At 64.2% G+C, this 24110-nt stretch carries 20 protein-coding genes and 2 pseudogenes; 9 read left to right on the top strand and 13 right to left on the bottom strand.

The window, feature by feature from the left end:
- Positions 1–2 precede the first annotated feature (2 nt).
- From bcsB to bcsE, 7 genes are read right to left on the bottom strand one after another with little or no spacing between them, the layout of a single operon-like run.
- Positions 3–2225 carry a cellulose biosynthesis cyclic di-GMP-binding regulatory protein BcsB gene (gene bcsB, locus EA798_RS10520; RefSeq protein WP_122098906.1) on the bottom strand — a complete coding sequence of 741 codons (2223 nt, stop codon included), beginning with the start codon at positions 2223–2225 and terminating at the stop codon, positions 3–5.
- Complete coding sequence (bcsA, locus tag EA798_RS10515; RefSeq protein WP_122098905.1) at positions 2222–4819, bottom strand: UDP-forming cellulose synthase catalytic subunit; 2598 nt, start codon at positions 4817–4819, stop codon at positions 2222–2224. The genes bcsB and bcsA overlap by 4 nt, the downstream gene beginning before the upstream one ends.
- A gap of 1 nt (position 4820) precedes the next feature.
- Entirely contained in the window at positions 4821–5555 is a 735-nt protein-coding gene (gene bcsQ / locus EA798_RS10510) for a cellulose biosynthesis protein BcsQ (RefSeq protein ID WP_122098904.1), read from the bottom strand.
- On the bottom strand, positions 5552–5785 hold the full coding sequence (bcsR, locus tag EA798_RS10505; protein WP_122098903.1) for a cellulose biosynthesis protein BcsR: 234 nt from the start codon (positions 5783–5785) through the stop codon (positions 5552–5554). The genes bcsQ and bcsR overlap by 4 nt, the downstream gene beginning before the upstream one ends.
- A gap of 7 nt (positions 5786–5792) precedes the next feature.
- Positions 5793–7418, bottom strand: coding sequence for a cellulose biosynthesis protein BcsG (bcsG, locus tag EA798_RS10500; RefSeq protein ID WP_122098902.1), 1626 nt, complete (start codon positions 7416–7418; stop codon positions 5793–5795).
- Positions 7415–7597 carry a cellulose biosynthesis protein BcsF gene (bcsF, locus tag EA798_RS10495; protein ID WP_122098901.1) on the bottom strand — a complete coding sequence of 61 codons (183 nt, stop codon included), beginning with the start codon at positions 7595–7597 and terminating at the stop codon, positions 7415–7417. The genes bcsG and bcsF overlap by 4 nt, the downstream gene beginning before the upstream one ends.
- The gene (gene bcsE, locus EA798_RS10490) at positions 7594–9129 is read right to left on the bottom strand and encodes a cellulose biosynthesis protein BcsE (protein ID WP_122098900.1); all 1536 of its coding nucleotides are present in this window, start codon (positions 9127–9129) and stop codon (positions 7594–7596) included. The genes bcsF and bcsE overlap by 4 nt, the downstream gene beginning before the upstream one ends.
- A 215-nt stretch (positions 9130–9344) precedes the next feature.
- Here bcsE and EA798_RS10485 point away from each other — a divergent pair, with 215 nt between their 5' ends.
- The 3 genes from EA798_RS10485 to EA798_RS10475 all read left to right on the top strand — a co-directional run bounded on the left by EA798_RS10485 (position 9345) and on the right by EA798_RS10475 (position 11988).
- Positions 9345–9731 carry a diacylglycerol kinase gene (locus tag EA798_RS10485; protein ID WP_122098899.1) on the top strand — a complete coding sequence of 129 codons (387 nt, stop codon included), beginning with the start codon at positions 9345–9347 and terminating at the stop codon, positions 9729–9731.
- Between the two features lie 114 nt (positions 9732–9845).
- Entirely contained in the window at positions 9846–10580 is a 735-nt protein-coding gene (gene ompR, locus EA798_RS10480) for an osmolarity response regulator transcription factor OmpR (protein ID WP_053527126.1), read from the top strand.
- Between the two features lie 76 nt (positions 10581–10656).
- Positions 10657–11988: an ATP-binding protein gene (locus EA798_RS10475; protein WP_106156319.1), complete on the top strand. Its 1332-nt coding sequence runs from the start codon at positions 10657–10659 to the stop codon at positions 11986–11988.
- Between the two features lie 21 nt (positions 11989–12009).
- On the opposite strand, the gene rimK is transcribed toward EA798_RS10475, so the two are convergent.
- Both rimK and rimB read right to left on the bottom strand, forming a co-directional pair.
- Positions 12010–12915, bottom strand: a complete 906-nt coding sequence (rimK, locus tag EA798_RS10470) for a 30S ribosomal protein S6--L-glutamate ligase (RefSeq protein ID WP_015278644.1) — start codon at positions 12913–12915, stop codon at positions 12010–12012.
- Positions 12912–13379: a retropepsin-like aspartic endopeptidase RimB gene (rimB, locus tag EA798_RS10465; RefSeq protein WP_106156316.1), complete on the bottom strand. Its 468-nt coding sequence runs from the start codon at positions 13377–13379 to the stop codon at positions 12912–12914. Before rimB ends, rimK begins: the two co-directional genes overlap by 4 nt.
- 101 nt (positions 13380–13480) lie before the next feature.
- Here rimB and EA798_RS10460 point away from each other — a divergent pair, with 101 nt between their 5' ends.
- Entirely contained in the window at positions 13481–13879 is a 399-nt protein-coding gene (locus EA798_RS10460) for an RNA-binding S4 domain-containing protein (RefSeq protein WP_122098898.1), read from the top strand.
- Here EA798_RS10460 and EA798_RS10455 read toward each other — a convergent pair.
- A complete protein-coding gene (locus EA798_RS10455; protein WP_122099127.1) occupies positions 13876–14667 on the bottom strand; it encodes a phosphatase PAP2 family protein in 792 nt (263 codons plus the stop codon). The two genes, EA798_RS10460 and EA798_RS10455, sit on opposite strands and share 4 nt — an antisense overlap.
- 196 nt (positions 14668–14863) lie before the next feature.
- On the opposite strand from EA798_RS10455, the gene hslO reads away from it, so the two are divergent.
- From hslO to EA798_RS10440, 3 genes are all read left to right on the top strand, one after another.
- Positions 14864–15751, top strand: coding sequence for an Hsp33 family molecular chaperone HslO (hslO, locus tag EA798_RS10450; RefSeq protein ID WP_122098897.1), 888 nt, complete (start codon positions 14864–14866; stop codon positions 15749–15751).
- A 218-nt stretch (positions 15752–15969) separates the two neighbouring features.
- Complete coding sequence (locus EA798_RS10445) at positions 15970–17514, top strand: phosphoenolpyruvate carboxykinase (RefSeq protein WP_122098896.1); 1545 nt, start codon at positions 15970–15972, stop codon at positions 17512–17514.
- Positions 17515–17678: 164 nt separating this feature from the next.
- On the top strand, positions 17679–18281 hold the full coding sequence (locus tag EA798_RS10440) for a nitroreductase family protein (protein WP_122098895.1): 603 nt from the start codon (positions 17679–17681) through the stop codon (positions 18279–18281).
- Between the two features lie 75 nt (positions 18282–18356).
- On the opposite strand, the gene EA798_RS10435 is transcribed toward EA798_RS10440, so the two are convergent.
- A complete protein-coding gene (locus EA798_RS10435; RefSeq protein WP_122098894.1) occupies positions 18357–18599 on the bottom strand; it encodes a DUF2790 domain-containing protein in 243 nt (80 codons plus the stop codon).
- A gap of 306 nt (positions 18600–18905) precedes the next feature.
- Between EA798_RS10435 and EA798_RS10430 the strand changes: the two genes are divergently transcribed.
- The gene (locus tag EA798_RS10430) at positions 18906–20831 is read left to right on the top strand and encodes a RecQ family ATP-dependent DNA helicase (RefSeq protein ID WP_122098893.1); all 1926 of its coding nucleotides are present in this window, start codon (positions 18906–18908) and stop codon (positions 20829–20831) included.
- Here the strand turns inward: EA798_RS10430 and EA798_RS20955 are convergent.
- Together EA798_RS20955 and EA798_RS20950 are read right to left on the bottom strand one after the other, a co-directional pair.
- A pseudogene (locus EA798_RS20955) lies at positions 20828–21202 on the bottom strand (methyl-accepting chemotaxis protein); the annotation flags it as partial. The gene EA798_RS10430 and the pseudogene EA798_RS20955 sit on opposite strands and share 4 nt — an antisense overlap.
- A 492-nt stretch (positions 21203–21694) precedes the next feature.
- Positions 21695–22849: pseudogene (locus EA798_RS20950) on the bottom strand (FIST signal transduction protein); the annotation flags it as partial.
- 376 nt (positions 22850–23225) lie between these two features.
- On the opposite strand from EA798_RS20950, the gene EA798_RS10420 reads away from it, so the two are divergent.
- Complete coding sequence (locus tag EA798_RS10420) at positions 23226–24107, top strand: dienelactone hydrolase family protein (RefSeq protein WP_167462935.1); 882 nt, start codon at positions 23226–23228, stop codon at positions 24105–24107.
- Positions 24108–24110: the final 3 nt, after the last annotated feature.

Here is a 24110-nt window from a genome sequence, read left to right as displayed (position 1 = left end):
GATTACCCGGCATCGCTCAGGCGGCGCCCGGCAGCCCAGCGCAAGGCCCGCCACAGCACGATGGCGAACAGCACGACACTGGCTGCGGCCAGAAACGCCAGCAGCACGGGGTGTGCGGAAAGGTGGAACCACAACAGCAGCCACCAGGGCAGCTTGCCCACGTAATAGGGTTCGCCCACGACATGGCTGCTGACGCCGCTGGTGCGAATCAGGGTAACGGCGCCGGCGAAGGCTTCCTGCTTGCCCGAGTCGGTCAGCGCATCGCGCAACAAGCCGTAATCCGTCGGCGTCGAGGCAAGCAGGGCGACGAGACTGCGCTGGGCGTTGAAGGGTGACTGCTGACCGACGACCGCCGCCAGAGGACCGTTGGCGCTCATGCCCAGCTTGCCGCCGGCGGACCGTTCGTCCGTGCCGGCAGCGCCGTGCTGCAACCAGCTGCGTGGCGAATCTAGCAGGAACGGCAGGGAGGCATCGTTGACCAGCTCATTGGGCAGAGGGCCCAGCAGCAACAGGTCGGCGTCGGCCTGCGCCGCAGAGCTCCAGTTGTCGGTGATGCGCACGCCGAATGCCGGGTAGCCGGTATGAGCGCCGATCAGCGCAAGGGTATCGAGCAGGGTGCCGACCTGTGCCTCGTCGGGCTGGACTGAGGTCAGCACCAGGGTCTCGGAAAGATCAGCCATCCGGCTGAAGGGGAAGCCGCTGCGCGAGAAGGCCTTCAGGTCCGGCATGGCCATGTAGTGGTGATAGCCCGACAGATCGATCGTCGATTGCTCGTCGATGGCGGCCTGGATGTTGGTCGGCAGGTAGGTCTGGCAACGATCGCGCTGGGCGTTGCCCAGTTTGCTGGCGAAGTTGAATTCGAAGCGCACCTTGTTGCGCATGCCCATCTTCAGTGCAGGCACCAGCAGCTTTTCGCTATCGGCTGTGGAGTCCGAGGCGAGAACGGTCAGGCGCAGGTTTTCCACGCTGTTGCGGCTGTCGCTGCCCTGCAGGGGGATGCTGCTGATGTACTGATCGTTGACGCTGATGTTCAGGCGGGACTCGTCCGTCGTCACCGGTGGTGTATAGCGATAGCGCGTCTGCAGCGGGATGCCCTGGTTGCGCCAGACGAACAGGTCCGGCGGCAGGTTGACATCCAATGTGATGGGATAGGGCTGAAGGCCGCTTACCTGCAGTTGCTGCGGGTAGTCGATCAGCTCGGCGAGCTGTACGGCGCGGTCCGTGCGGATCCAGTTGGGGGCGTCGTAAGGCTTGCGTGCCGGCGGTTCGACCTGCTCCAGGCGAACCCGATTTCCGCGCAGCTGGCCGCGATCCAGTGCCAGCGCCGTCGCCGCGACAACCAGATCGTCGTCGTTACGGCCGGTAATCAGCAGCAGCTTGCTGTAGCGGTCCTGCGGATGGTCGATCAGCTCGACGGTCGGCCCGTCCGCCGCTGGATGCTCGGCGAGGAACGATGGGCGACGGTCGTTGGTGGCGAACACCAGCGCTGGTTGCGGACGGTCCTGCGTCGACGGCAGGGCATCGAACAACACCGGGAAGGTCGCGCTTCGCCAGGCGGCCAGGCTGCCGAAATAGGACGAGAGAATGCCTGCGGCCCGCTGCTCGCCAAGGGTCGGCGTGCCGGTAAAGACGACCGGCAGATTGAGCTGTTGAGTGTCGCGCTCGTCGAAGAAGGGCAGCGGGAACCAGGCCAGGTCGCCGGTGACGTCCAGCGCCTGCTCATGCAGGCTGACCCGGCTCTGACGTCCCAGGTTCAGCCACAGGCCGCTGTGCGCGGGGTCTTCGCAGACATCGCTGTAGTGGCCGACGAATTCGATCCGCACCCGGTTGAAATCGCCCAGCAGGCGCGGGTCCAGGGCCAGCTCTTGACGAACACGCTGGCCGATCTGCTCCTGGGTGATGGGCAGCGTGCCCATCAGCTCATCGTTCAGGTACACGCGCAGGTGCGACAGCACCGGGATCAGCGCCGGCGATGGTGTGTAGTCCAGGTGCAGGGTGGCAGCGGTGGCGATCCGGTCATGACGCAGGCGGAACTCAACCTGCTCCGCGTTGCGTATGCCAAGCAGCAACTGGTCGCGGGGACGGCCCAGGTCGCTGAAGCTGCGACTGGAGTTCCAGCTCGGCGGCGTGCTGTCGGCGTCGAGGCTCGGCTCAGCGAAGGCGGCAGCGCTGAATGCCCACAGCAAGGCGGTGAGCAGCGTCCGGAAATAGGTTCGGGTGATCATGACGGGGTTACCAGGGATTTAGAGGCTGGAGTACGGGGGCAGTAGCTCAGTAGCCAGGCGGCTAACCGAAGAAACGGGCGAAGGGGGGTGCTCAGGACGCTCGGCAGTTGTTCGTAGAGGCGGTGGTAGCCGCGCCCACCGATACGCAGCACTTCGATGAAGCTGTGCAGCGGGCGGTCCGTCTCGAAGTCCTGATGGCGATTCAGCCAGACGTCGGCCCGGGCGAAGGTGCACTGGACCAGGTCGATCTGCTGCGCGAGGTCGAGGTTGTCGAGGCGGATGCCCAGGCGCTCGCCAATCTGCCGCGAGGCCTGGCCAGGAAACATGAACGAGCGATCCCCGCGCTGGAGGATCAGGGAGACCGGCTGATCCATCTCCACCTTGAGCCCCGGCGGGATCTGCAGGCCCGCACCGCCTTCGGCGAAGTCCAGCAGCGTGCAGGGGTAGGCGTGACCGTTGGCGAGCTTCAGCGAGGCCGGCAGCTGGGCCATGACACGGTGGGCGCGACGTATCTGCCGGACTTCGGATGCGACCGCTACCGCGGCGCCGATGATGAGCAGGTTGTAGATGACCCAGGCGGAGCTGACCAGAACCGTGCCGATTTCGCTGGCCGGGCCGGTGAACAGGCGCCAGACGGCGAATCCGAGACCGGCCACGTTCAAGGCCGCCAGGACCAGGTAGGGGCGCGCGATGCGCCAGTCGAACTGATCGTGATCGATCAGCCCGCCCTTGGCCGTGACGTTGAACTTGCCCTTGCCCGGGTTGAACAGCGCCACCGTGGTGGGCCGCGCGATGTACCAGGCCAGTACCGTCTCGTACACCTCGCCCCAGAAGGAATGCCGGTACTCGCCCTGCATTCTGGCACTGGTCAGGCTGGCATGAATCATGTGCGGCAGCACGTAGAGCACGATCATCAGCGCCGGCGCGTAGATGATGTAGGCGTGCAGCAGGAGAAACGCGAGCGGTGCCGTCAGGTAGATCAACCTGGGCAGGCCCGCGAGAAAATGCAGCATCGCATTGGCGTAGCAGAGGCGCTGGAAGATCGTCAGGCCCGGACCGAGCAGCGGGTTGTCGGTGCGGAAAATCTGCGCCATGCCGCGTGCCCAGCGTATCCGCTGGCCGATATGCGCCGAAAGGCTTTCGGTGGCCAGCCCCGCCGCCTGCGGCGTGCCCAGGTAGGCGGAATTCCAACCGGCACGATGCAGGCGCAGCGCCGTGTGGGCATCTTCGGTGACGGTTTCCACCGCGAACCCGCCGATGCTTTCCACCGCGTCGCGGCGCAGCACGGCGCAGGATCCGCAGAAGAACGACGCGTTCCACATGTCGTTGCCGTTCTGCACCAGGCCGTAGAACAGCTCGCCTTCGTTGGGCTTGCGGCGGAAGGAGCCCAGGTTGCGTTCGAACGGATCGGGCGAGAAGAAGTGGTGCGGCGTCTGTACCAGCGCCAGCTTCGGATCGCGCAGGAACCATCCGGTGGTGACCTGGAGAAAGGAACGCACGGGTATGTGGTCGCAGTCGAAGATGGCGATCAGCTCGCTGTGGGTCACGGTCAGCGCATGGTTGAGGTTGCCTGCCTTGGCGTGCTTGTTGTCCGGGCGGACGATGTAGCCCACGCCGACTTCCTCGGCGAACTGCTTGAAACTGTCCCGGCGGCCGTCATCGCAGATGTACACGTTCAGCTTGTCGCGTGGCCAGTCCAGGCCCAGCGCCGCGAGCACCGTGGTGCGCACGACCGAGAGATCTTCGTTGTAGGTCGGGATGAAAAGGTCGACCGACGGCCAGCTACCGCTGTCTTCCGGCAGCGGGGCGGGTTTGCGATCCAGCGGCCAGCAGGTCTGCACGTAGCCGAGGATCAGGACGATCCAGGAGTAGGTCTCCGCCACCAGCAGGGTGATGCCGCACGCCAGGTCGAAATAGGAATCCCAATGCAGCGTGGCGGTGTATCGCCACCACAGGTAGCGGCAGGAAATGATGGCCGACAGCACGATCAGCATCAGCACCGCGAAGCGCCCGGGGATGCGCCGGACCAGCAGGGCCAGGCCCCAGAGCAGGAGCACGAAGGTGACCTGCGCGGTATAGCCGAACGGTTCGGTGATACAGAGAATGCCTAGCAGTATGGCCAGTGCGCCGATGGCGATGTTGAACGCATAGCGGACGGGTTTCGATAGGCTGGAAAGCCAGCGCTCGGCCCGTCCGACGCGCGCTTCGGCATTGCGCAAGCCAGGCAGGTCGAACGGCCGCCTGCGCCGCAGGCGCGGCGGCCTGGGCAGCTGCTGCGCGATGCTGCGCAGTCGCTGCCAGGTCGAGCGGAGTCTATCGCCCAGCGAGCGCGCCGGCGCGGACCGGGGCGCGCGGGCGACGAGCAGCCAGATGCTCTGGATGACGATCCGCAGCGGGTCGCCGGCGGTGGGCCTTTTGCCCGCGACGTGCGGATACAGCCTGCGGCGCTCGGCCATGACCCACTGCCAGCCAGGGGCATCCAGGCGCAGCAGCAGCCAGGCTGCCATGTAGGCGATCAGCCAGCTCAACGCGGCAATCGGGCTGGCACCGCGCCGATAGCGGATGTACTGGTAGTAGCTCAGCGGGTTGGGCATATCAGCACTTCGCTCGCTGGGCCAGACACCAGAGCGCCAGGCTGCGCAGGTCGCTGGCGGCCAGGCTTTTCGGTGCGTAATGACCTATCGGCAGCTTGTGCGCCAGGGCTTCCGGCAGCGCTTCGTCTTCGTGGATCAGATGCGGTTGCCGGTTGCTCTTCGGCTGGCTACGCCAGAGCATCAGCAGATCGCGCTGCAGCTGGCTGGCCGGATTGAAGCGGTTGATCAGCAGGAGATCCGCATCCGGTCGTGGACGCTGCTGCAGCAGCACGTGGCATCCGGGGTCGGGTGTAGCCAGATCGATCAGCACGTCGGCCCGATTCGCTTCCGACACAACTGCGCGATGGCCCGGCAGCCGCTGGGGCAGGTCGAACAGCACCCAGTCGTAGTTGTGTGCGACCAAGCCACAACGATGCGCCCAGCAGGTCGAATCCGCGCAGAGCTGGCCTTCAATCCGGGAAATCTCCGCCCCGCCAAGCTCGCCGTACGGCAACAGGTGCAGGTCCGGAAGCAGTTCCAGGGCGGTCTCGTGCCAGGGCGCTGCCTTCAATTGCGCGCGTGCCCAGCCGGCGGCGTGCGCAACGTCGACATTGAAATGCAGGCGCAGCATGTTGTCCGGGCTGAGATCGACCAGCAGTACCCGCTCGCCCTGTTCATGCAGGGCGATGCCGAGGCCGGCCAGCAGCGAGGTGGCGCCGATTCCGCCGCGCACACCGCGCAGCACGAGCTGCTTCATGCCGGACGCCTGCTGGCCACGGCCGCACTGGTGTTCTCGAGCGAGACGCTGTCGAGCGCGCTGTTCAGGTGGGCGACGACGGAAAGCTCGCTCAGCAGGGGCCAGCGCTGGACTGCCTTGTCCAGTGCCAGCGACGCGGAGATGTCCTGATAGCCGAACTTCGGCATGCCCAGGTGGCGTTTCAGGTTGTCGACATCGTCTTGTTGCGAGGACAGGACCAGCGATTCCATAAGCGTGCTACTCGAACCGGTTCGGATAAGGAAGCCAGATGGTCTGGCCGCTGAGACGTACGTACGGTTTTCCTGCGCGCTCGATCACCTGTGCGCCGGCCGTTTCGGAGACCAGCTCGGTCTGCGGCAGGTCAGCGACCAGCGCGTCCAGGTCCGGGGTGCTGCCCTGCTGACGGGCGGCGTAGAGCCGGGAAACCAGCTCGGAAAGCGCCAGGAAGCTCGTTGGCTGCTGGATGTGCAGGGGCTGCGTGCCGTGGGGGGCGTCCATCCCGATCAGTTTCAGGCCGACGGGCACCTGGGTGATCGATGGCCGGGGGATCTCGCGCATGCCGGCGATCTGCATGCGGTCACCATGCAACGCCGCTCCGTGTTCGGGTACCAGTAGCAAGGCGACCGGCCGACCGCTGCGCTCCAGCTCGTCGATGAAACGGTTGAGGTCATCCAGCAGGCGCTGTGCGCGGGGCCGGTACGCCGCCGATTGGGCATTGCCATCCGCTCCGACGATGCGGTTCCCGTCGTGCAGGCTGATGCTGTTGTAGAAGAGGCTGACCTGGGGTTCCGGCAATGCCTGACGGCGCTGCCACCAGCCGTTGAGCACGTCGAAATCCCCGGCGATCGGCGAGCCGTCGAAGCCTGCCAGCGCACGCGCGAATTTCTGGCTTGCCAGCACCGGCTGGGGCATGCCCTGGGCTTCGATTTCCCCGGCGAAGCCGTCGAACTTGCCGTTGTGGTTCATCAGGGTTTCGGCGTGGAAACCCAGGTTGGCCAGGTTCTGGAACAGCAGGCATTGTTCCGGCGCTGGTTCGTACAGGGCCTGGTGTCGGGGCTGACCGCAGCTGGCGCGCAGCAGCCGGATAGCTGCCGGCCCGCTGTAGGAGGTGGCGGAGTTGAAGCGGTCGAAGATGACGTCCATGCGTTTGAGAAGAGCGTTGTCGCGCAACTCGACCGCGTCCAGATCGTCCCAGGCCAACGAGCAGACATTGATGAACAGCACGTCGAACGCCGCGGTTTGCTCGCTGCGCAGGGGGAACTGCGTCTGCCGCGTGGCCTCGGTGCGGAAGAAACTCTCCAGCCAGGTATCCAGCGCCACGTTGTCCTGAACCAGCGGTGCGTCGTTGCCTTGTGCGGACGCCACGGCGGGGGCGGCGTCTGCGCGCGGTGGTGATGCCAGCAGCGGAATGCTGCCCAGGTTCAGCCAGATCAGGCCGCCCAGGCAGATCGTGGACAGGCGAATCCAGTTCTCCAGGTAGCTGTAGCCAATCACCAGCAAGGCGCAGAGGCCGAGCACGGTCCAGTCGACGAAGCGTCCGGCTAGCTCCACGAGATAGGCGGGGGAAAAATCCAGCACCCCCGGTTGTGCCAGCAACCGGTCGAACGGGGGGAGCCAGGTGTCGTGGTACAGCAGCGCGATACCCACGGGAATCGCGATCAGCTGCCGCACGACGCGCCAAGAGGCGCCCGGAAGGGGCGCGACCAGAAACGCCGCGAACACCAGATTCGGCAGTGCCTGGAAATTCAGCAGGCCAAGGCCCAGCAACAGGAACTTCAGCAGAAAATACAGATTCCACACACCCAGGCCCGGCCAGCGGGTAACCGGGGGCGCGGGTACGATCAGCCGCTCCGGCGCATTCATGACAAGTCTCCCGATCCAGTGGAGCGACGGCGTATCGCTGTCCTTTTCAGGTAGCGGGGCGGAAGCATTCGATCGAATGCACGCAGCGCCGTGGGGCCGTACCGGGTCAGCAACCAGCCGATACCGATGCCGATCGCCAGGAACAGGCTGGCGACCTCAAGGAGTTGCTCGAGCGTCATGGTTGCGTCACCAGCGAAAGGGTCAGGGGGCGTGGTTGAAGCTGTCGATCTGGTGCCGGCTCGTTGACGAGCGTTTCGTTGCCGGGCAGTGACAAGCTTTCGCCGTGGAAGCCGGGGTCGGACAGGGGTTCGAGATCCGCCAGCTGTTCGAGGCCGAGGAACAGCTCCTGCCAGGTGACGCCAAAGATGTTGTCCAGCGCCGCCTCGAGCGATTCCGCGCGGCAGGCGAAAAGAAAAAGATACAGCGCTTTGTCTACGATGCAGGCGATGTCGCCGTTACGCCGCAGATGAGCCTGGCCAAGCACCTGCTCCAGGCTCAGGCCGGGTACGGGTTGCAGCCGAACCAGCTGATGGATGATCTCGCCCGTTGCGCTGCCGGCCCACATTTCCTGGGCGGCTTCGGCGAAGCGGCGCGGGCTCAGTTGGCCACGCAGGGGAAGCGGTTTGAGCTTGTCGAGGCTGGCATCGATGTCGCTCAGCTGGCGCTGCCAGATATGCCCCTGAGCGCTCTCGACCATCGTCAGGAAGCGTGGCAGCGAGGTGCCGAAAGGCACGACCAGCGACGCGCCACCGGCCAGCAGCAGCTGTTCGTCCCGATAGCGCAGGCAGGGCGCCGTTTCCCGGATGACCAGCTTCAGTTGGTTGCCGCAGGTACGACGCAACCGATTGAGCTGATGGGCCAGCTCGTCGACCTGCTCGTTATCGGTGATCGCGAAGATGATGCTCGCTGCCCTGGCGGTTTCGGCATGCGCCAGTAGGGCCGCTCTGCTCTCGAACAGGCGCCACTGCGTGGATAGGTTGTGCACCCCTTCCAGCACGCTGCGTTCCGCATAGAAACGTCCCTGATCGGGGTGCTCGAGCACCTCGCCGAGCTCTCCGCCCGACAACTGGAACCCGTCGGTCTGGTGGCGGAGGGCGAATTGGCGGGCACTGGTCATCCCGCGCTCGCTTTGCCAGTGATGCATATACAGACGGGTCCCGGACGGCATCTGAGTGAGCGAGGCGAAACCGGCCAGGCAATGGCTGAGTCGGAGCAAGCGCTCGCTCAGGGCGTCGCTGACGCCGTCGCTGACGATCAGCAGTGTCGCGCCACGCTTGAGCAGCCAGGCGCCGATCCGCGTCAGCCAGCTTGAGAGGCGCGGCGCTGCAAGGCGCTCCCAGGCCTGGGTGGGAAGGTTGAGCAGGATGTACCGGGCGCGCATGTTGCCCGAGCGATCCAGTTCGGAATCCAGGCGTTGCAGCATCGCTTCGAAGTGGCCCGGCGTCAGGGTCAGAACCAACAGTTCGCCAGGGCCCGCGTCAGTCGGCAGATCGGCCAGGACGTGTTGCTGACGGCCAGCATCCGCTATCATCGCGGCCCGCTTGCTGGCTTCCATGTTCCCGATGGCTTGCCGGGTCAGCAGTGCCGCATCGCTCGCTTTTTCCGCCATGATCCAATGCAGGCATCCCTCATTGAGGGCGAAAATCGGCCATTCGATACCGTTCAGTCCGAGCGGGGTCGGGAGCTGCTGGTTTGGGCGAAAAAGAAGCAAGAGTCACCTACGGTGGTTTCGGGCGCGACCTGTAGCGTCCTGAACAGTGTTTCGGCTAGGCGCTTGGACGCTTTAAACCGCCACATGACTGTTCGTCGGAAACCGAATCGTCCTTGATTGATATCAATATGATATCAAGAATGTCCAGCATTCGACAGTGGGTGTCGATGACCGGTCATGAGCCGGATGGGCAGTCACTAACGAGCGGGTGATAGATGAAAGTCGAAACGACCAACGAGGCGTCCGCCTTCAAGAGCAAGCCAGGTTTCGGGCGCATTGCCAAGGCGACCGGCTATTCCTTTGCCGGCCTCGCCGCGGCCTGGCGGCATGAGGTGGCCTTTCGTCAGCTGGCTCTGCTTGCCTGCGTGCTCATACCCGTTGCCTTCATGGCTGGCAGCACGCCTGTGGAGCGCGCCCTGCTGGTCCTGCCGCTGCTGATGTCGCTCGCCATCGAGCTGGTCAATTCTGCCATCGAGGCGGTGGTCGATCGGGTGTCGCTGGAAATCCATCCTCTGTCCAAACGCGCGAAGGATCTGGGCAGTGCGGCTCAGCTCGTCGGGCTGGTTTCCATTGTCGTCGTCTGGCTTGCCGTGCTGCTCTGAAGTCTGCTAGGCGCCCGGAGCGAGACGGTTGCGCGAAAAATCTGCTAACAATGGCTGTCAGTAGGGCCGATCCACACTGCGCAATAATGCGCCGTCGACCATCTGGGAGTTTCCATGAGCAGCACTGCGCAAGCCAACGAAGGCGAAAAGATCCTCATCGTCGATGACGATGCCCGTCTGCGGCGTCTGCTTGAGCGTTTTCTCGATGAGCAGGGCTACCGCGTCCGTACCGTGGAGAACACCGAGCAGATGGACCGCCTGCTCGGCCGCGAGCTGTTCCAGCTGGTGGTGCTCGACCTGATGATGCCGGGCGAGGACGGGCTGTCCGCCTGTCGCCGGCTGCGGGAGGCGAACAACCAGATCCCGATCATCATGCTCACCGCCAAGGGCGACGAGGCCAGTCGTATCCAGGGTCTGGAGCAGGGTGCCGATGACTACCTGGCCAAGCCCTTCAACCCCCGCGAGCTGCTCGCGCGCATCCGTGCGGTGCTGCGTCGGCAGGCGCCGCAGGTGCCCGGCGCCCCGGCCAGCGAAGACGAGACCGTCACCTTCGGCGAGTACGAACTGTCGCTGGCGACTCGCGAGCTGAAGAAGGGCAACGAGGTGCACATGCTCACCACCGGCGAGTTCGCGGTGCTCAAGGCGCTGGTGCAGCACGCCCGCGAGCCGCTGACCCGGGACAAGCTGATGAACCTCGCCCGCGGTCGCGAGTGGGATGCGCTGGAGCGCTCCATCGACGTGCAGATTTCCCGCCTGCGCCGGCTGATCGAGCCGGACCCGTCCAAACCGCGCTACATCCAGACCGTCTGGGGTGTGGGTTACGTGTTCGTGCCGGACGGCAACAAGTGAGTCGACCTCGGCGTGCCACCGGCTGCGGGCGCGATAGCCTCGTTACCCGCAGCCCGAGGCGTGCCGCCGCTTTTTCATGAAGACTCCGCTCTGGTTCCCGCAAAGCTTCTTCGCCCGCACCCTGTGGATGGTGCTGATCGTGGTGCTGTTCTCCAAGGTCCTCACGCTGGTCTATCTGATGACCAACGAGGACGTGCTGGTGGACCGCCAGTACAGCCACGGGGCGGCGCTGACCCTGCGCGCCTACTGGGCCGCCGATCTGGAGGACCGCGACCGCATCGGCCGTGCCGCCGGCCTGCAGCTGGTGGCCGAGCAGAACGTGCCGCGCAGCGAGTATCACTGGCCCTATACCGAGATCTTCCAGCGTCAGATGCGTGACGAGCTGGGCGACGATACCGAGGTGCGCGTGCGCATCCAGCCGTCCACGGCGATCTGGGTGCGCGCGCCGAATCTGGGGCCGGACTGGGTACAGGTGCCGCTCTATGCCTATCCGCTGCGTGGCCAGCGCATCTGGAGCGTGCTTGGCTGGTTCCTGGGGATCGGCCTGCTGTCCACCGGCGCGGCCTGGATCTTTGTCAGCCAGCTCAACCTGCCGCTCAAGCGGCTGGTCTTCGCCGCGCGGCAGATCGGCAAGGGCCGGCGCGTCCGCCTGCCGATCAGCGACACGCCGAGCGAGATGACCGAGGTCTACCGCGCCTTCAACCAGATGGCCGAAGACGTCGAGCAGGCCGGTCGCGAGCGCGAGCTGATGCTTGCCGGGGTTTCCCACGACCTGCGCACGCCGCTGACGCGCCTGCGCCTGTCGCTGGAGCTGATGAGCAGTGACGACGAGCTGACCGAGGACATGATCCGCGACGTCGAGGACATGAACGCGATCCTCGACCAGTTCCTTGCCTTCGTCCGCGACGGCAGCGACGAGCCGGTGGAAACCACCGACCTCGGCGAGCTGATCCGTGAAGTGGTTGCGCCCTACAATCAGCAGCAGGAAACCGTGCGTCTGTGCGTCGAACCGATGCCACCGTTCGCCTTGCGTCGGGTGTCGATCAAGCGCCTGCTGGTGAACCTGATCGAGAACGCCCTGCGTTACGCCGGTGGCGGCGTCGAAGTGGCTGCCTATGTTTCTGGCGACCAGCACGCGCCCTACGTGGTGCTCAGCGTGCTGGACCGTGGCCCGGGGGTCGATCCGGCCGAGCTGGAAGGCATCTTCAATCCGTTCATTCGCGGCGATCGTGCCCGTGGCGGGCAGGGCGCCGGGCTGGGCCTGGCGATCGTCAAGCGCATCGCCTCGCAGCACGGCGGTATCGTCGAGCTGCGCAACCGCGAGGGCGGTGGCCTGGAAGCGCGGGTCAGCCTGCCGCTGGGCTTGCTGTTGCCGCGCGATGCGGTGCAGGGCAAGCCGGCGGAGTAGCCGGCACGCAGGGCTGGGTGGTCAGCCCTTGCCCTTGGTGCGGGTCAGGTGCGGACCGCCGTTCTTTTCCAGGTACTGGATGATCAGCCCGGCGACGTCCTTGCCGGTGGTTTCCTCGATGCCGGCCAGACCCGGCGAGGAGTTCACCTCCATCACCAGCGGTCCGTGGTTGGAACGCAGGATGTCGACGCCGGCGACGTTCAGGCCCATCACCTTGGCCGCGCGAATGGCGGTCATGCGCTCTTCCGGGGTGATCTTGATCAGGCTGGCGGAGCCGCCGCGGTGCAGGTTGGAGCGGAATTCGCCGGGCTTGGCCTGGCGTTTCATCGCGGCAATGACCTTGTCGCCGACGACGAAGCAGCGGATATCGGCGCCGCCGGCTTCCTTGATGTACTCCTGCACCATGATGTCCTGCTTGAGGCCCATGAAGGCCTCGATCACCGACTCGGCAGCCTTCTCGGTTTCGCAGAGCACTACGCCGATGCCCTGGGTGCCTTCCAGCACCTTGATCACCAGCGGGGCGCCGTTGACCATGCGGATCAGGTCGGGAATGTCGTCCGGCGAGTGGGCGAAGCCGGTCACCGGCAGGCCGACGCCGCGGCGCGACAGCAATTGCAGGGCGCGCAGCTTGTCGCGCGAGCGGGCGATGGCGACCGACTCGTTGAGCGGGAATACGCCCTGCATCTCGAACTGGCGCAGTACGGCGCAGCCATAGAAGGTCACCGAGGCGCCGATACGCGGGATCACCGCATCGAACCCTTCCAGCGGCTTGCCGCGGTAATGGATCTGCGGCTTGTGACTGGCAATGTTCATGTACGCGCGCAGCGTATCGATCACCACCACCTCATGGCCCCGCTGCTGACCGGCTTCGACCAGGCGTCGGGTGGAATACAGGCGCGGATTGCGCGACAGCACGGCGATTTTCATTGAGCACCGGAGGAAGTGAGGATCTGGGGTTTGTCCTGGATGTAGGTTCGCGACGGATCGATCAGCCATTGCCCGTCGATCAGCGCCTTGGAGCCGAGCAGCAGGCGGTAGCGCATGGTCTTGCGGCAGGTCAGGGTGAACTCCACCGGCCAGACATGGCTGCCCAGCGCGAGCAGGGTGCGCACCACGTAGCGGGTCTGGACCTGGCCATTGGAACTCTTGATCAGCTTGCGGGTGACCAGCGGCGCCTCGCAGCGATGGCGGCGCTGCACCAGCGTGCCCAGGTGCGCGGTGAAGCGAACCCAGCGCTGCCCATCGCGTTCGAATTCGCTGATGTCGGTAGCGTGCAGTGCCGAGGTGCTGGCGCCGGTATCAACCTTGGCGCGCAGGCCCACCACACCGAGATCCGGCAGGGCGATCCACTCACGCAGACCGATCACGGTATGGGGGTCGAGTCTCTTCAATGGGGGCGTCCGAAGATTTTGCCGGCATTCTAGTCGGCGCGCATGACAACTGCATCCGTCTGTAACACCCTAGAACGACGTGCAGGAGATAGAGCTGGAAGATGGCTGAAAAAGACGACGACAAGGTGCGCCTGGACAAGTGGTTGTGGGCCGCGCGCTTCTTCAAGACCCGCGCATTGGCCAAGGCTGCCATCGAGGGTGGCAAGGTGCACTGTCGCGGCGAGCGCTGCAAGCCCAGCAAGGAGCCCAGGCTGGGTGACGAGCTGGTGATTCGCATCGGCTTCGACGAGCGAACGGTGGTCATCCGTGCGCTGTCCGCTGTCCGCCGCGGTGCACCCGAGGCGCAGATGCTCTATGAAGAGACGCCACAGAGCCTGGCCGCGCGCGAGGACGCCGCGGCCCAGCGCAAGGCGGGCGCGCTGGGCATGCAGACGGATGGTCGGCCGAGCAAGAAGCAGCGCCGGCAGATCCAGCTGCTGCGCGATTTCAAACCTGGCTAGTAACGCAGCACAGCCATCCGTCGTAGCAGCGGTAATTTGCCGGCAAGCTGCATCGGCGGGCGGGCGATCCATTGCAGCAGTGCCGCGATATGCGCGGCGACCGGCGTGCAGTAACCCCAGCCGAGTGCCAGCGCGGCGATCAGCAGGCCGCCGACGAAATCGTCGCTGAACCAGTGCGCGCCGGCGACCAGGCGCGGCAGCATGAACAGCAGCGTGACGCCTAGCACCACGGCGAGCCGTGCGCCACGGGCAAACAGCGCCATGAACAGGCCCCAGATCAGCAGCACCGAGGCGTGGTCGCCAGGAAAGCTGCGGCTGGACCGGTCCTTGAGTTCGAACACCCGCTCGAGCAGCGGAAAGTGATCGCTCAGGTGGTAAGCAGCGGGGATCTCGAGCGACGGACTGGCATGCTGCCAGCCGAAGTGGCTGGCCAGTTTGGTCACCAGCACGCGGATGACCAGCAGCACCAGCAACAAGCCGATGAAGGTGAATAGCGCCGGGCGCAGCTGGTGCTGGGCGAACAGCCAGTCGCGGCGAATCAGCAGGGTCAGCAGCAGCGCGCCGACGAGAATGTCGAATACGCGAATACTGCTCAGTGCCCACAGCCAGTCCCACCATCCGACAGCCCCTAGCGAGCCGTTGAGCAGGTGAAACACTGCGTGGTCGACGGCGTTCCATAACGCCCGGGTGGTCGGCCATAGCCAGCTGAGCAACAGCAGCCCGGCGAACAGATGCGAGGCGAGCAATGGCAGCGGGCGCCAGCGGGCCTGCGGGGTATTCAAGGACATGGCTGATTTCGACTGCGGATTTCGATGGCGCGCGATGGTAGTGCGCGCCATTGCGCCTGTCCTGGCCATCTGCCAGCCGTTCAGCCGCGGTTCAGCTTCGGCGGGCTTCGGGCAGCCATCCGGCGGTCACCCTTGGTCCGCGCTTGCTTTGTGCCTAAAATCGCCGCTTCCTCCGCCGTTTCCTGCGAGCCCCGGCATGTCCGACCAGACCCAGCGTTTTCTCTTCGATGATTCCGATGTTCGCGGCGAGATCGCCACGCTAGACCAGAGCTTCCAGCATGTCCTGGCCAAGCACAGCTACCCGGAACCCGTCGCTCAGCTGCTTGGCGAATTGCTGGCTGCCGCTGCCTTGCTGGTTGGCACGCTCAAGTTCGACGGGCTGTTGATTCTCCAGGCGCGCTCCAGCGGCGCCGTGCCCCTGTTGATGGTCGAGTGTTCCAGCGCCCGCGATGTGCGCGGTATCGCCCGCTACCATGCCGAGCAGATCCAGGCTGGTGCCACCCTGGGCGAGCTGATGCCCGAAGGCATGCTGGCGATCACCGTCGACCCCGCCAATGGTCAGCGCTATCAGGGCATCGTCGATCTGGATGGCGTCAATCTGGCGGAATGCCTGACCAACTACTTCGCCGCTTCCGAGCAGCTGCCGACGCGCTTCTGGCTCAATGCCGACAGCCGTCGCGCCTGTGGATTGCTGTTGCAGCAGCTGCCGGCCGACCGCATCAGGGATGCCGAGGAGCGCGACGCCAGTTGGCAGCACCTGCGTACCCTTGCCGATACGCTGACAGCCGAAGAGTTGCTGGGCCTGGATGGCGAGACGGTGTTGCACCGTCTCTATCACGAAGAGCAACTGCGCCTGTTCGATGCACTGCCGATCCGTTTCCGCTGCAGCTGTTCGCGCGAGCGCTCGGCTCGTGCATTGATCAGCCTGGGTGAGGAAGATGCGCAGCAGCTCGTGGCCGAGCGGGGCGGGGCGGTGAGTATCGATTGCCAGTTCTGCAACGAGAAATACACCTACGACGCTGCCGATGTGGCCCAGCTGTTCGCCGGGGGTGGCAGCGACAGCCCATCGGACACTCGTCACTGAAGTCAGCGGCTGCGCACCTGTCAGCCGTTGGTGCTGATGGGATGGGAACGAGGCGGGGGTGGAACGGTAGCCAGGTAATGAACTATTTGGCCATCACGGCCTCATACCCAGCGCGGCGCATTATCTGGCATAATCGCGCGCACTTTTTTCGATGTAGTTCGCTCTTTGGCGGGCTACAACAGCATGGAGGAATCGGCCCAGGGCCGACGGGAACACTCATGACGCAAGCCACCAACGCCGTGTACACCGACATCAGCACCGCTCAACTGATTGAAGAAGCCGTCAAGCGCGGAGAGGGCGAATTGTCCGCCAATGGCTCTCTGGTGGTGAAGACCGGGCACCGCACGGGTCGTTCTCCGGCTGACCGCTTCATCGTCGAAGAGCCGAGCACCCAGCACAAGATCGCCTGGGGCCCGATCAACCGTCCGTTCCCGGCGGGCAACTTCGAAGCGCTGTGGAATCGCGTCGAAGCCTACATCGCCGAGCGCGACAGCTTCGTCTCCCATGTCCATGTCGGTGCCGATCCCGAGCACTACCTGCCGGTCAAGATGACCACCGAGACCGCCTGGCACAACCTGTTCGGCCGTTGCCTGTTCATCACCCCGGAGCAGTTCAACCAGGCCAGCCTGAGCGAGTGGCGCATCCTCAACGCACCGTTCTTCCAGTGCGTTCCCGAGCGCGACGGCACCAATTCCGATGGCTGTGTGATCATCAACTTCGCCGAGAAGAAGGTGCTGATCGCCGGCATGCAGTACGCCGGTGAAATGAAGAAAGCCATGTTCTCCGTGCAGAATTTCCTGCTGCCGGACGTTGACGTGCTGCCGATGCACTGCGCCGCCAACATTGGCGAAGACGGCGACACCACCCTGTTCTTCGGTCTGTCCGGTACCGGCAAGACCACCCTGTCGGCCGACGAGAGCCGCTACCTGATCGGTGACGACGAGCACGGCTGGGGCGTTGGCCGCGTGTTCAATATCGAAGGCGGCTGCTACGCCAAGTGCATCGACCTGTCCGAGAAGAACGAGCCGGTAATCTGGAAGGCCATCAAGTTCGGTGCCGTGCTGGAGAACGTGGTGCTCGACGAGCGTACCCGTCTGCCCGACTACGCCGATGCCAGCCTGACCCAGAACAGCCGCGCGGCCTACCCGCTGCAGCACGTCGAGAAGCGTTCCGAGAAGAACCTCGGTGGCGAGCCGAATGCGGTGATCTTCCTCACCTGCGACCTGACCGGCGTGCTGCCGCCCGTGTCGATCCTGAACAACGAGCAGGCCGCCTACCACTTCCTCTCCGGTTACACCGCACTGGTCGGTTCCACCGAGATGGGTTCGGGCAGCGGCATCAAGTCGACCTTCTCCACCTGCTTCGGCGCGCCGTTCTTCCCGCGTCCGGCTGGCGAGTACGCCGAGCTGCTGATCAAGCGCATCAACGGCTTCGGCTCCAAGGTCTACCTCGTCAACACCGGTTGGACCGGTGGTGGCTACGGTGTCGGCAAGCGCTTCAACATCCCGACTACCCGTGCGGTGATCGCGGCGATCCAGAGCGGCGCGCTGATAGGTGCCGAAACCGAGCACCTGCCGATCATCAACCTGGACGTGCCGAAGGCCGTCGCCGGCGTCGATACCCAGTTGCTGAACCCGCGCAACACCTGGGCCGACAAGAGCGCCTACGATCAGGCTGCAAAGGAACTGGCGGCGAAGTTCGTCGAGAACTTCAAGAAGTTCGACGTCTCCGACGCCATCCGCAACGCCGGTCCGCAGCTCTAAGCTGCCTGCTGCGTCATCGAAAAAGCCGCCTTCGGGCGGCTTTTGCGTTTATGCAGCACCGGAAACGCATCGAGCGACTCGATGATCGTGATCGGTGGAGTCCCGTGGATTCGATCGATCGACCCCCTTAGCATGGCGCCACCTTTCTCCCGTGAGGACTCGCCATGCATACCGAAGAAGCCATTCGTACTCGCCGCGCCGTCAAGGTCTACGACCCAAGCTTTCAGCTGAGCCGTGAAGAAAAGGACGAGCTGCTGCAGCTGGCGCTGCTGGCGCCTTCTGCCTTCAATCTGCAGCATGTGCGGTTCGTCGAGGTCAGCGACCCGGCGCTGCGCGCCCAGATCCGCGAGGTGGGCTGGAACCAGGCGCAGATGACCGATGCCTCGATGCTGGTGGTGATCTGCGCCCAGGTCGACAGCTGGGAACAGAACGTCCGCCGTGTCTGGGACGGTGCACCAAGCGAGGTGCAGTATTTCATGGCTGGCGCCATCGACGCCTATTACCGAGGCAAGCCGCAGGTCCAGCGTGACGAAGCCATGCGCAGCTGCGGGCTGATGGCGCAGACATTGATGCTCGCCGCGCGGGCCAAGGGGCTCGACTCATGCCCCATGGATGGCTTCGATTTCGATGCGGTCGGCAAGCTGATCAACCTGCCGGACAACCATGTGATCGCCTTGATGGTCGCGGTGGGCAAGCGTGCCGCCGAGCCGAAGCCGCGCATTGGCAAGCTACCATTCGATGAGGTGGTCATCCGCGATCGCTTCTGATCGCGCTCAGCAAGGCCGGGCGGGAGGGCGCATTGCGTGCTCCCGCCTCGACCTATCGATCCCTGTCCGTGGCGCTCAGTTCTGGTTCCTGCAGGCTTCTGACAGCGTCCGGTAGGCCAGCTTGCGTTCGGTACCGGTGGAATCGCGATAGGTCAGCTCCGCGTCGGTCACCTCGCAGTAGGGGGTCGGTTTGATCTTCACCGACAGCACCGAGGCGACATCCAGTCGGGTGCCGTAGGTGTAGGGCTGCGCCTTGGCATCATCAGCCTGGGCCAGAGAGGTAAACAGCAGGGCAGTGGCAATAAGGGTTGCACGCATCGCGGGGCATCCTGTTCTGGTTCATAGATCCGTCCTGTTTTTGCCTGCCGGATCACCTGACCCGGCGTCGCTTGTGCTTGTTGTCAGGAGCCCAGGCATCGTAGAAGTAGATAGGCGCCTAACGGTAATTGCGGATTCCAATCCGTGCGATTGACGGAAATGCCTGGCCGTTCCGCCACTGGGCTGTCCCCAAGGATCCGGTGGTGTCGCGCCTGGTCCACGTTCGGCGCGCCAGGCGGGTCGATGCGCAGTACCCTCTGCTGTCTTTTGTTACCCTCCTGCCTCCCGTCACAGGAGCGCCGCCGCATGATCGAACAGACCCTCAGGCAGACATTCGGCTACGACGGCTTCCGCGCAGGCCAGGAGCAGGCCATTCGCGCCGTAGTGGCCGGGCGCTCGGCAGCGGCGATCTTTCCCACCGGCTCGGGCAAATCCCTGTGCTACCAGCTGCCGGCGCTGCTGTTGCCGCACCTGACCCTGGTGGTCTCACCCTTGCTGGCGCTGATGCAGGACCAGTTGGCGTTCCTCCACCGCCATGGCATTGCCGCCGCCAGCATCGACTCGGCGCAGAGCCGCGAGCAGACGAGCCAGACCATGGCCCGAGCCAAGTCCGGCGAGCTGAAGATCCTGATGATCTCGGTGGAGCGGCTGAAGAACGAGCGCTTCCGCCACTTCATCAGCCAGGTGCCGATCTCCCTGCTGGTGGTGGACGAGGCGCACTGCATCTCCGAGTGGGGCCACAACTTTCGCCCGGACTATCTCAAGCTCCCCGACTACCAGCGTCAGTTCAACATTCCGCAGGTGCTGCTGCTGACCGCCACGGCGACGCCACCGGTGATCGCCGACATGCAGGCCAAATTCTCGATTGCAGCGGATGACGTGGTGACCACCGGTTTCTACCGACCCAATCTCAATCTGCTGGTGGAGCCGGTCAGCGGCTTCAACAAGCAGCGCCGACTGGTGGAATGGCTGACGGACAGGGCGGGGCAACCGACCATCGTTTATGTCACCCAGCAGAAGACCGCCGAGCAGATTGCCGAACACCTGGCGCAACGGGGCTTTCCGGCCAGCGCCTACCACGCGGGCATGGCGCACGAGCTGCGTGAATCGATCCAGCGGCGTTTCATGGCCGGCGAACTGAATTGCATCGTCGCCACCATCGCGTTCGGCATGGGCATCGACAAGGCGGACATCCGCAATGTGGTGCACTACGACCTGCCCAAGTCGGTGGAGAATTACAGCCAGGAGATCGGCCGTGCCGGGCGCGATGGGCAGCCGTCCGACTGCCTGGTGCTGGCCAACCGCGACAGCCTCAGCGTGCTGCAGAGCTTCGTCTACGGCGATACGCCGGGACGCGAGGGCATCCGCTGTGTCCTCGACGAGCTGCTGCAGGCCGGCGCTGGCGGGCAGTGGGAGCTGATGCTCAACCAGCTGTCGGAGCAGAGCAACATCCGCCAGTTGCCGCTGAAAACCCTGCTGGTGCAGCTGGAGCTGCGCGGCATCATCGCGCCACGCTTCGCCTATTTCGCCGAGTACCGCTTCAAGTACCTGCTCGAGCCCGAGGCCCTGGTGGCGAAATTCGAAGGCGAGCGGCGGCAGTTCGTCGAGGCCATCGTGCACAGCTCGGCGCGGGCACGGACCTGGTGCACGCTGGATTTCGATGTGCTCTATGAGCAGCACGGCGCCGACCGCGCGCGGGTGGTCAAGGCGCTGGAATACTTCCAGGAGAAGGGCTGGATCGAGCTGGAGAGCAAGCAGATGACCGAGGTCTACGCGCTGCTCGATCAGCGCTTCGATGCCGAGGCCCTGAGTGGCGAGCTGCACGCTTACTTCAAGGAGCACGAAGCCAGCGAGATCGCTCGCATCGACAACATGCTGGCCCTGTTCGAATCCGCCGAATGCCTGAGCCAGCGGCTGGCCGCCTACTTCGGTGATCGCCAGGCTCCACAGCGCTGTGGGCATTGCTCGGTCTGCAACGGACAGGTCGCGAAGCTGCCGGAACCGCCGACACTGGCGCCGCTGGAGCAGCTCGACCTGGCCGCCCGCTGCGCCGAATTCAGTCAGCGCTACACGCAGCTCAAGGGCGGTGCGCCGAGCGCCGAGTGCCTGACGCGCTTTCTCTGCGGCATCAGCGTGCCGGTGTTCACCAAGCTCAAGGCGCGCCAGCTCCCCGGTTTCGCCTCGCTGGAGGCCTATTCCTACGCCGAGGTTCGCGCGCGCCTGGCTGGTTAGCGCGCGGTCAGGCCGATCAGCCGGTCGGCGACTCCCTTGGTCTGGCGTGAGGTGCCGGCGGTGAGGTTGCTCGAATTTTCCAGCGCATCGAGCAGTCCGGTCAGCGAGCCGACACCGGCCGACTGGGTCTCGATATGCTGCGCCACCGCGCGAATCTCGCTGGCCAGGCGATCGATGTCGGTGCCGATCTCCTCCGCATTCTTGCCGGTGATCTCGGCCAGCTTGCGCACCTCGTCGGCCACCACCGCGAAACCGCGGCCTTGCTCGCCTGCGCGTGCCGCCTCGATCGCGGCATTGAGCGCCAGCAGGTTGGTCTGCCCGGCGATCTGCTGGATGGTCTGCACCACCGACTGGATGCGCTGGCTCGACTGCGCCAGGTCGCGGGCGCTGCTGACCACCTCGTCGGCCTGGTGAACCATCTGCTTGACCGAGCTGCCGGCCTGTTCGATGACGGTGCCCTGCTGGTTGATGTTCAGCGTCAGGTCGTCCATCGAACCGTGCAGCTCATTGGCGCACTGGCTCAGCTGTTCGGACATGGATTGCCGCTCATGATCGGCCTGGGACAGCACCTGGCCAAGGTCGGCCAGGCCACGGAACACCGGGCGGATGTGTTCGTCGAGGCCGTTGATGTCCACTGCGCTGCTGTAGTCCTGGCGCTTGAACTGTTCGATCTGCTTGACCACCACCTGGCTCAGACCGGTGAGCTTCTTGATCTGCCGGCGCAGGAAGAACGCCTTGAACTCACCGTGATAGGCGATGAAGTTGTCGGTGTATTCGTCGTGGAACTCGTCCTTGCCGTTGGTGCGGAAGAAGAACACCGCGGTCAGCGTCTGGTTGAGATTGAGACCGAGGATCTCGCCGAAGGTCGAGTAACCGGCCACCGGTACGTCATCGAACACCGGGTCCATGCCGCCGAGTGCCTGCTCGTTGTTCAGCCGGCGCAGGATGCAGTCGTTGAGGATGCCCACCAGCGGCTTGCCGGGCTTGTTGCGCATGAACTGCTGATAGTCGCGGCGGGTGGTTTCGGCCAGCGGGGTGCGCTTGACCATGATCAGCTCCTCGCCGGGGGCGACGTCGCAGAACAGATGCACACGTTCGTTGGCGAAGTCGATCTGCGAGATCGATCGGACGAAGACTTCCTCGCCGACGCGGATGGCGAATGAGTAGTCGGCCAGCCGCTGCTCGAGCTCCTGGGGCGCACACTTGAGGGCCTCGCAGAGGGCCTGCACCATCGTTCGGATGTTGCCGCGCGAGTCGACCACCTGGCTGATATAGCGGTCTTCCAGCGAGGCGCTGAGCACGTTCAGGCTGAGTGGCGTGGGCTCGAAGTTCTGGCTCTTGAACACGCCGAAGCGTACGTCCCGTGCGCACTTGAGGAAGACGATCAGCGCGTGGTTCTGGTAGCTGCGCTGGCCGTCATGCAGCTGGGTTTTCTGGAAATCCAGCTTGCCCCCTGCCGAGCCGCCGACGAACAGGCAGGGGAAACGGCCGGATTCGTACAGCGCCTCCATGAAGAACGACTCCGACGCGGAGAGGCCGTCGAAGAATATGTTGGCCAGGGTGTCGCGGTAGTCGATTTTCATCGATACCTGCAGGCGCTTGATCGAGGCGGTCAGCCGCGCGATGCGTTCAGCCATCGGCAGGCGCTGACCATTGCCGCGGATGTCCTCGCTGCCCAATGGTACGTGCACCACTTCGGCACTGGCGATGACGCTGGCGTCGAACAGCTGCAGCACCACGCCGTCCCATTGCCCGCTGGTGGCACAGTACAGCTGCCTGTTCTGGCTGGACAGTTCGCCAGCGGTACTGCACAGGCTTATGGTCGCGTGCCCAAAGCGCTGACGCAGTTGCTGGGCCACCGAATCGATGTCGACATGCGGCGAGACAAAGCCCGCGATGTACGTCGGCTCGAAGCGGAGCCCGGCCAGTTCTGCCGCCAGCTGCCGAGCACTGACATGCAGGCTGAGAACACCTACGCCGGCACCGGTGCCGGCCTTGAGACGGGAAAACAGGGACATGGTCATCACTCTCATGCTGGTCGGCAGGTAGCGCAGCGTCGCGCGTGGTCATCGAATAGAAAAGCTATCGGCAGCGACCGGCACTGCACTAATACCGTCTGGCGGCTTGCCACAACGAAGAGACCGTAGCGAGTGTCAGCCCGCGTGACCATGCCTCAATGGTTGCTGTACGAAAGTAGGTGGCTGATCACGTTGCCGGAGCTCCGTTTAGTTCCGATAGTTATTGATCTTTGGATTTTAAATCTTTTTAAGTTGCGTCTGATTTTAGTGTAAGTGGCATAATAAAAGGAATAGTTGTTGCTTTTCGCTTTTAAATTAAGTTGGCCGGATCAGCTATAATTAAAGTATGTATACCTGTTTTATTTGGAGTGAAAGTATGACCGCTATGATTCGCTTGGTTCGTTCTGCTTGTGCTCTTGCGTTGGTCTTCGCATTTCCAATCGCTGCGCAGGCATACAGTACGATAAAGCTCAAGGCCAGCGACCCGCACACCGCGAAGTCGCTCTTTCTTCAAGGTGAATTGTTCATACCGGAAGGCGCAGGGCCGTTTCCTGCCATTGTGTTGATGCACGGATGCGGTGGCTGGCAGGCCCCGGTGCGTCATGGTTTGCAGACCCATGCCGAATTCCTGCGTGATCAGGGTTTTGTCGTGCTGAATCTGGATAGTTTCGGTCCTCGCAATTTTAGTGGCGGAAAACTGTGTTCGAATAATCCAGCGTTATATAAAGCACTTACATACCGGACCAACGATGCCTATGACGCACTTGACTATCTTGCACAGCAGGATTTCGTGGCTGCGGATAATATTTTCCTGATGGGGCAGAGTAATGGTGGGGCGGTCGCCATTCGAGCGGCTAAGGCATCGGCACCGAAGCACTACGGCGATGGCCAGAAAGCCTTTCGTGGTGTGGTGGCCTATTACCCATGGTGCGGTGAGCTGGGCCGTTCCAGTGTAGAACTCAGCGCACCCCTACTGATCCTGGCGGGTGGGAAGGATAACTGGGTCCCGGCGCGGGAGTGCCAGGGGGTGCGTGGAAAAGGCGCCGCGCTCGAGGTGAAGGTCTATCCAGATGCTGCTCACTCGTTCGATCTGGATATTCCGCCGCAGAGCTTTCAGGGCAAGCGGGTCGGAGGCGATCCGGCGGCGACCGTGGATAGCCGGAGTCGCATGCTGCGCTTCCTGGTTGGCAACCTCACCCGGGAACAGCAACTGGCTTATGCGGCACGGCGCGGTCGTGACGTGGCGCTCGCCAACTGAGCG

Source organism: Pseudomonas songnenensis, from assembly GCF_003696315.1.
Classification (GTDB): Bacteria; Pseudomonadota; Gammaproteobacteria; order Pseudomonadales; family Pseudomonadaceae; genus Stutzerimonas; species Stutzerimonas songnenensis.
This window is presented reverse-complemented; position numbering and strand designations above follow the sequence as displayed.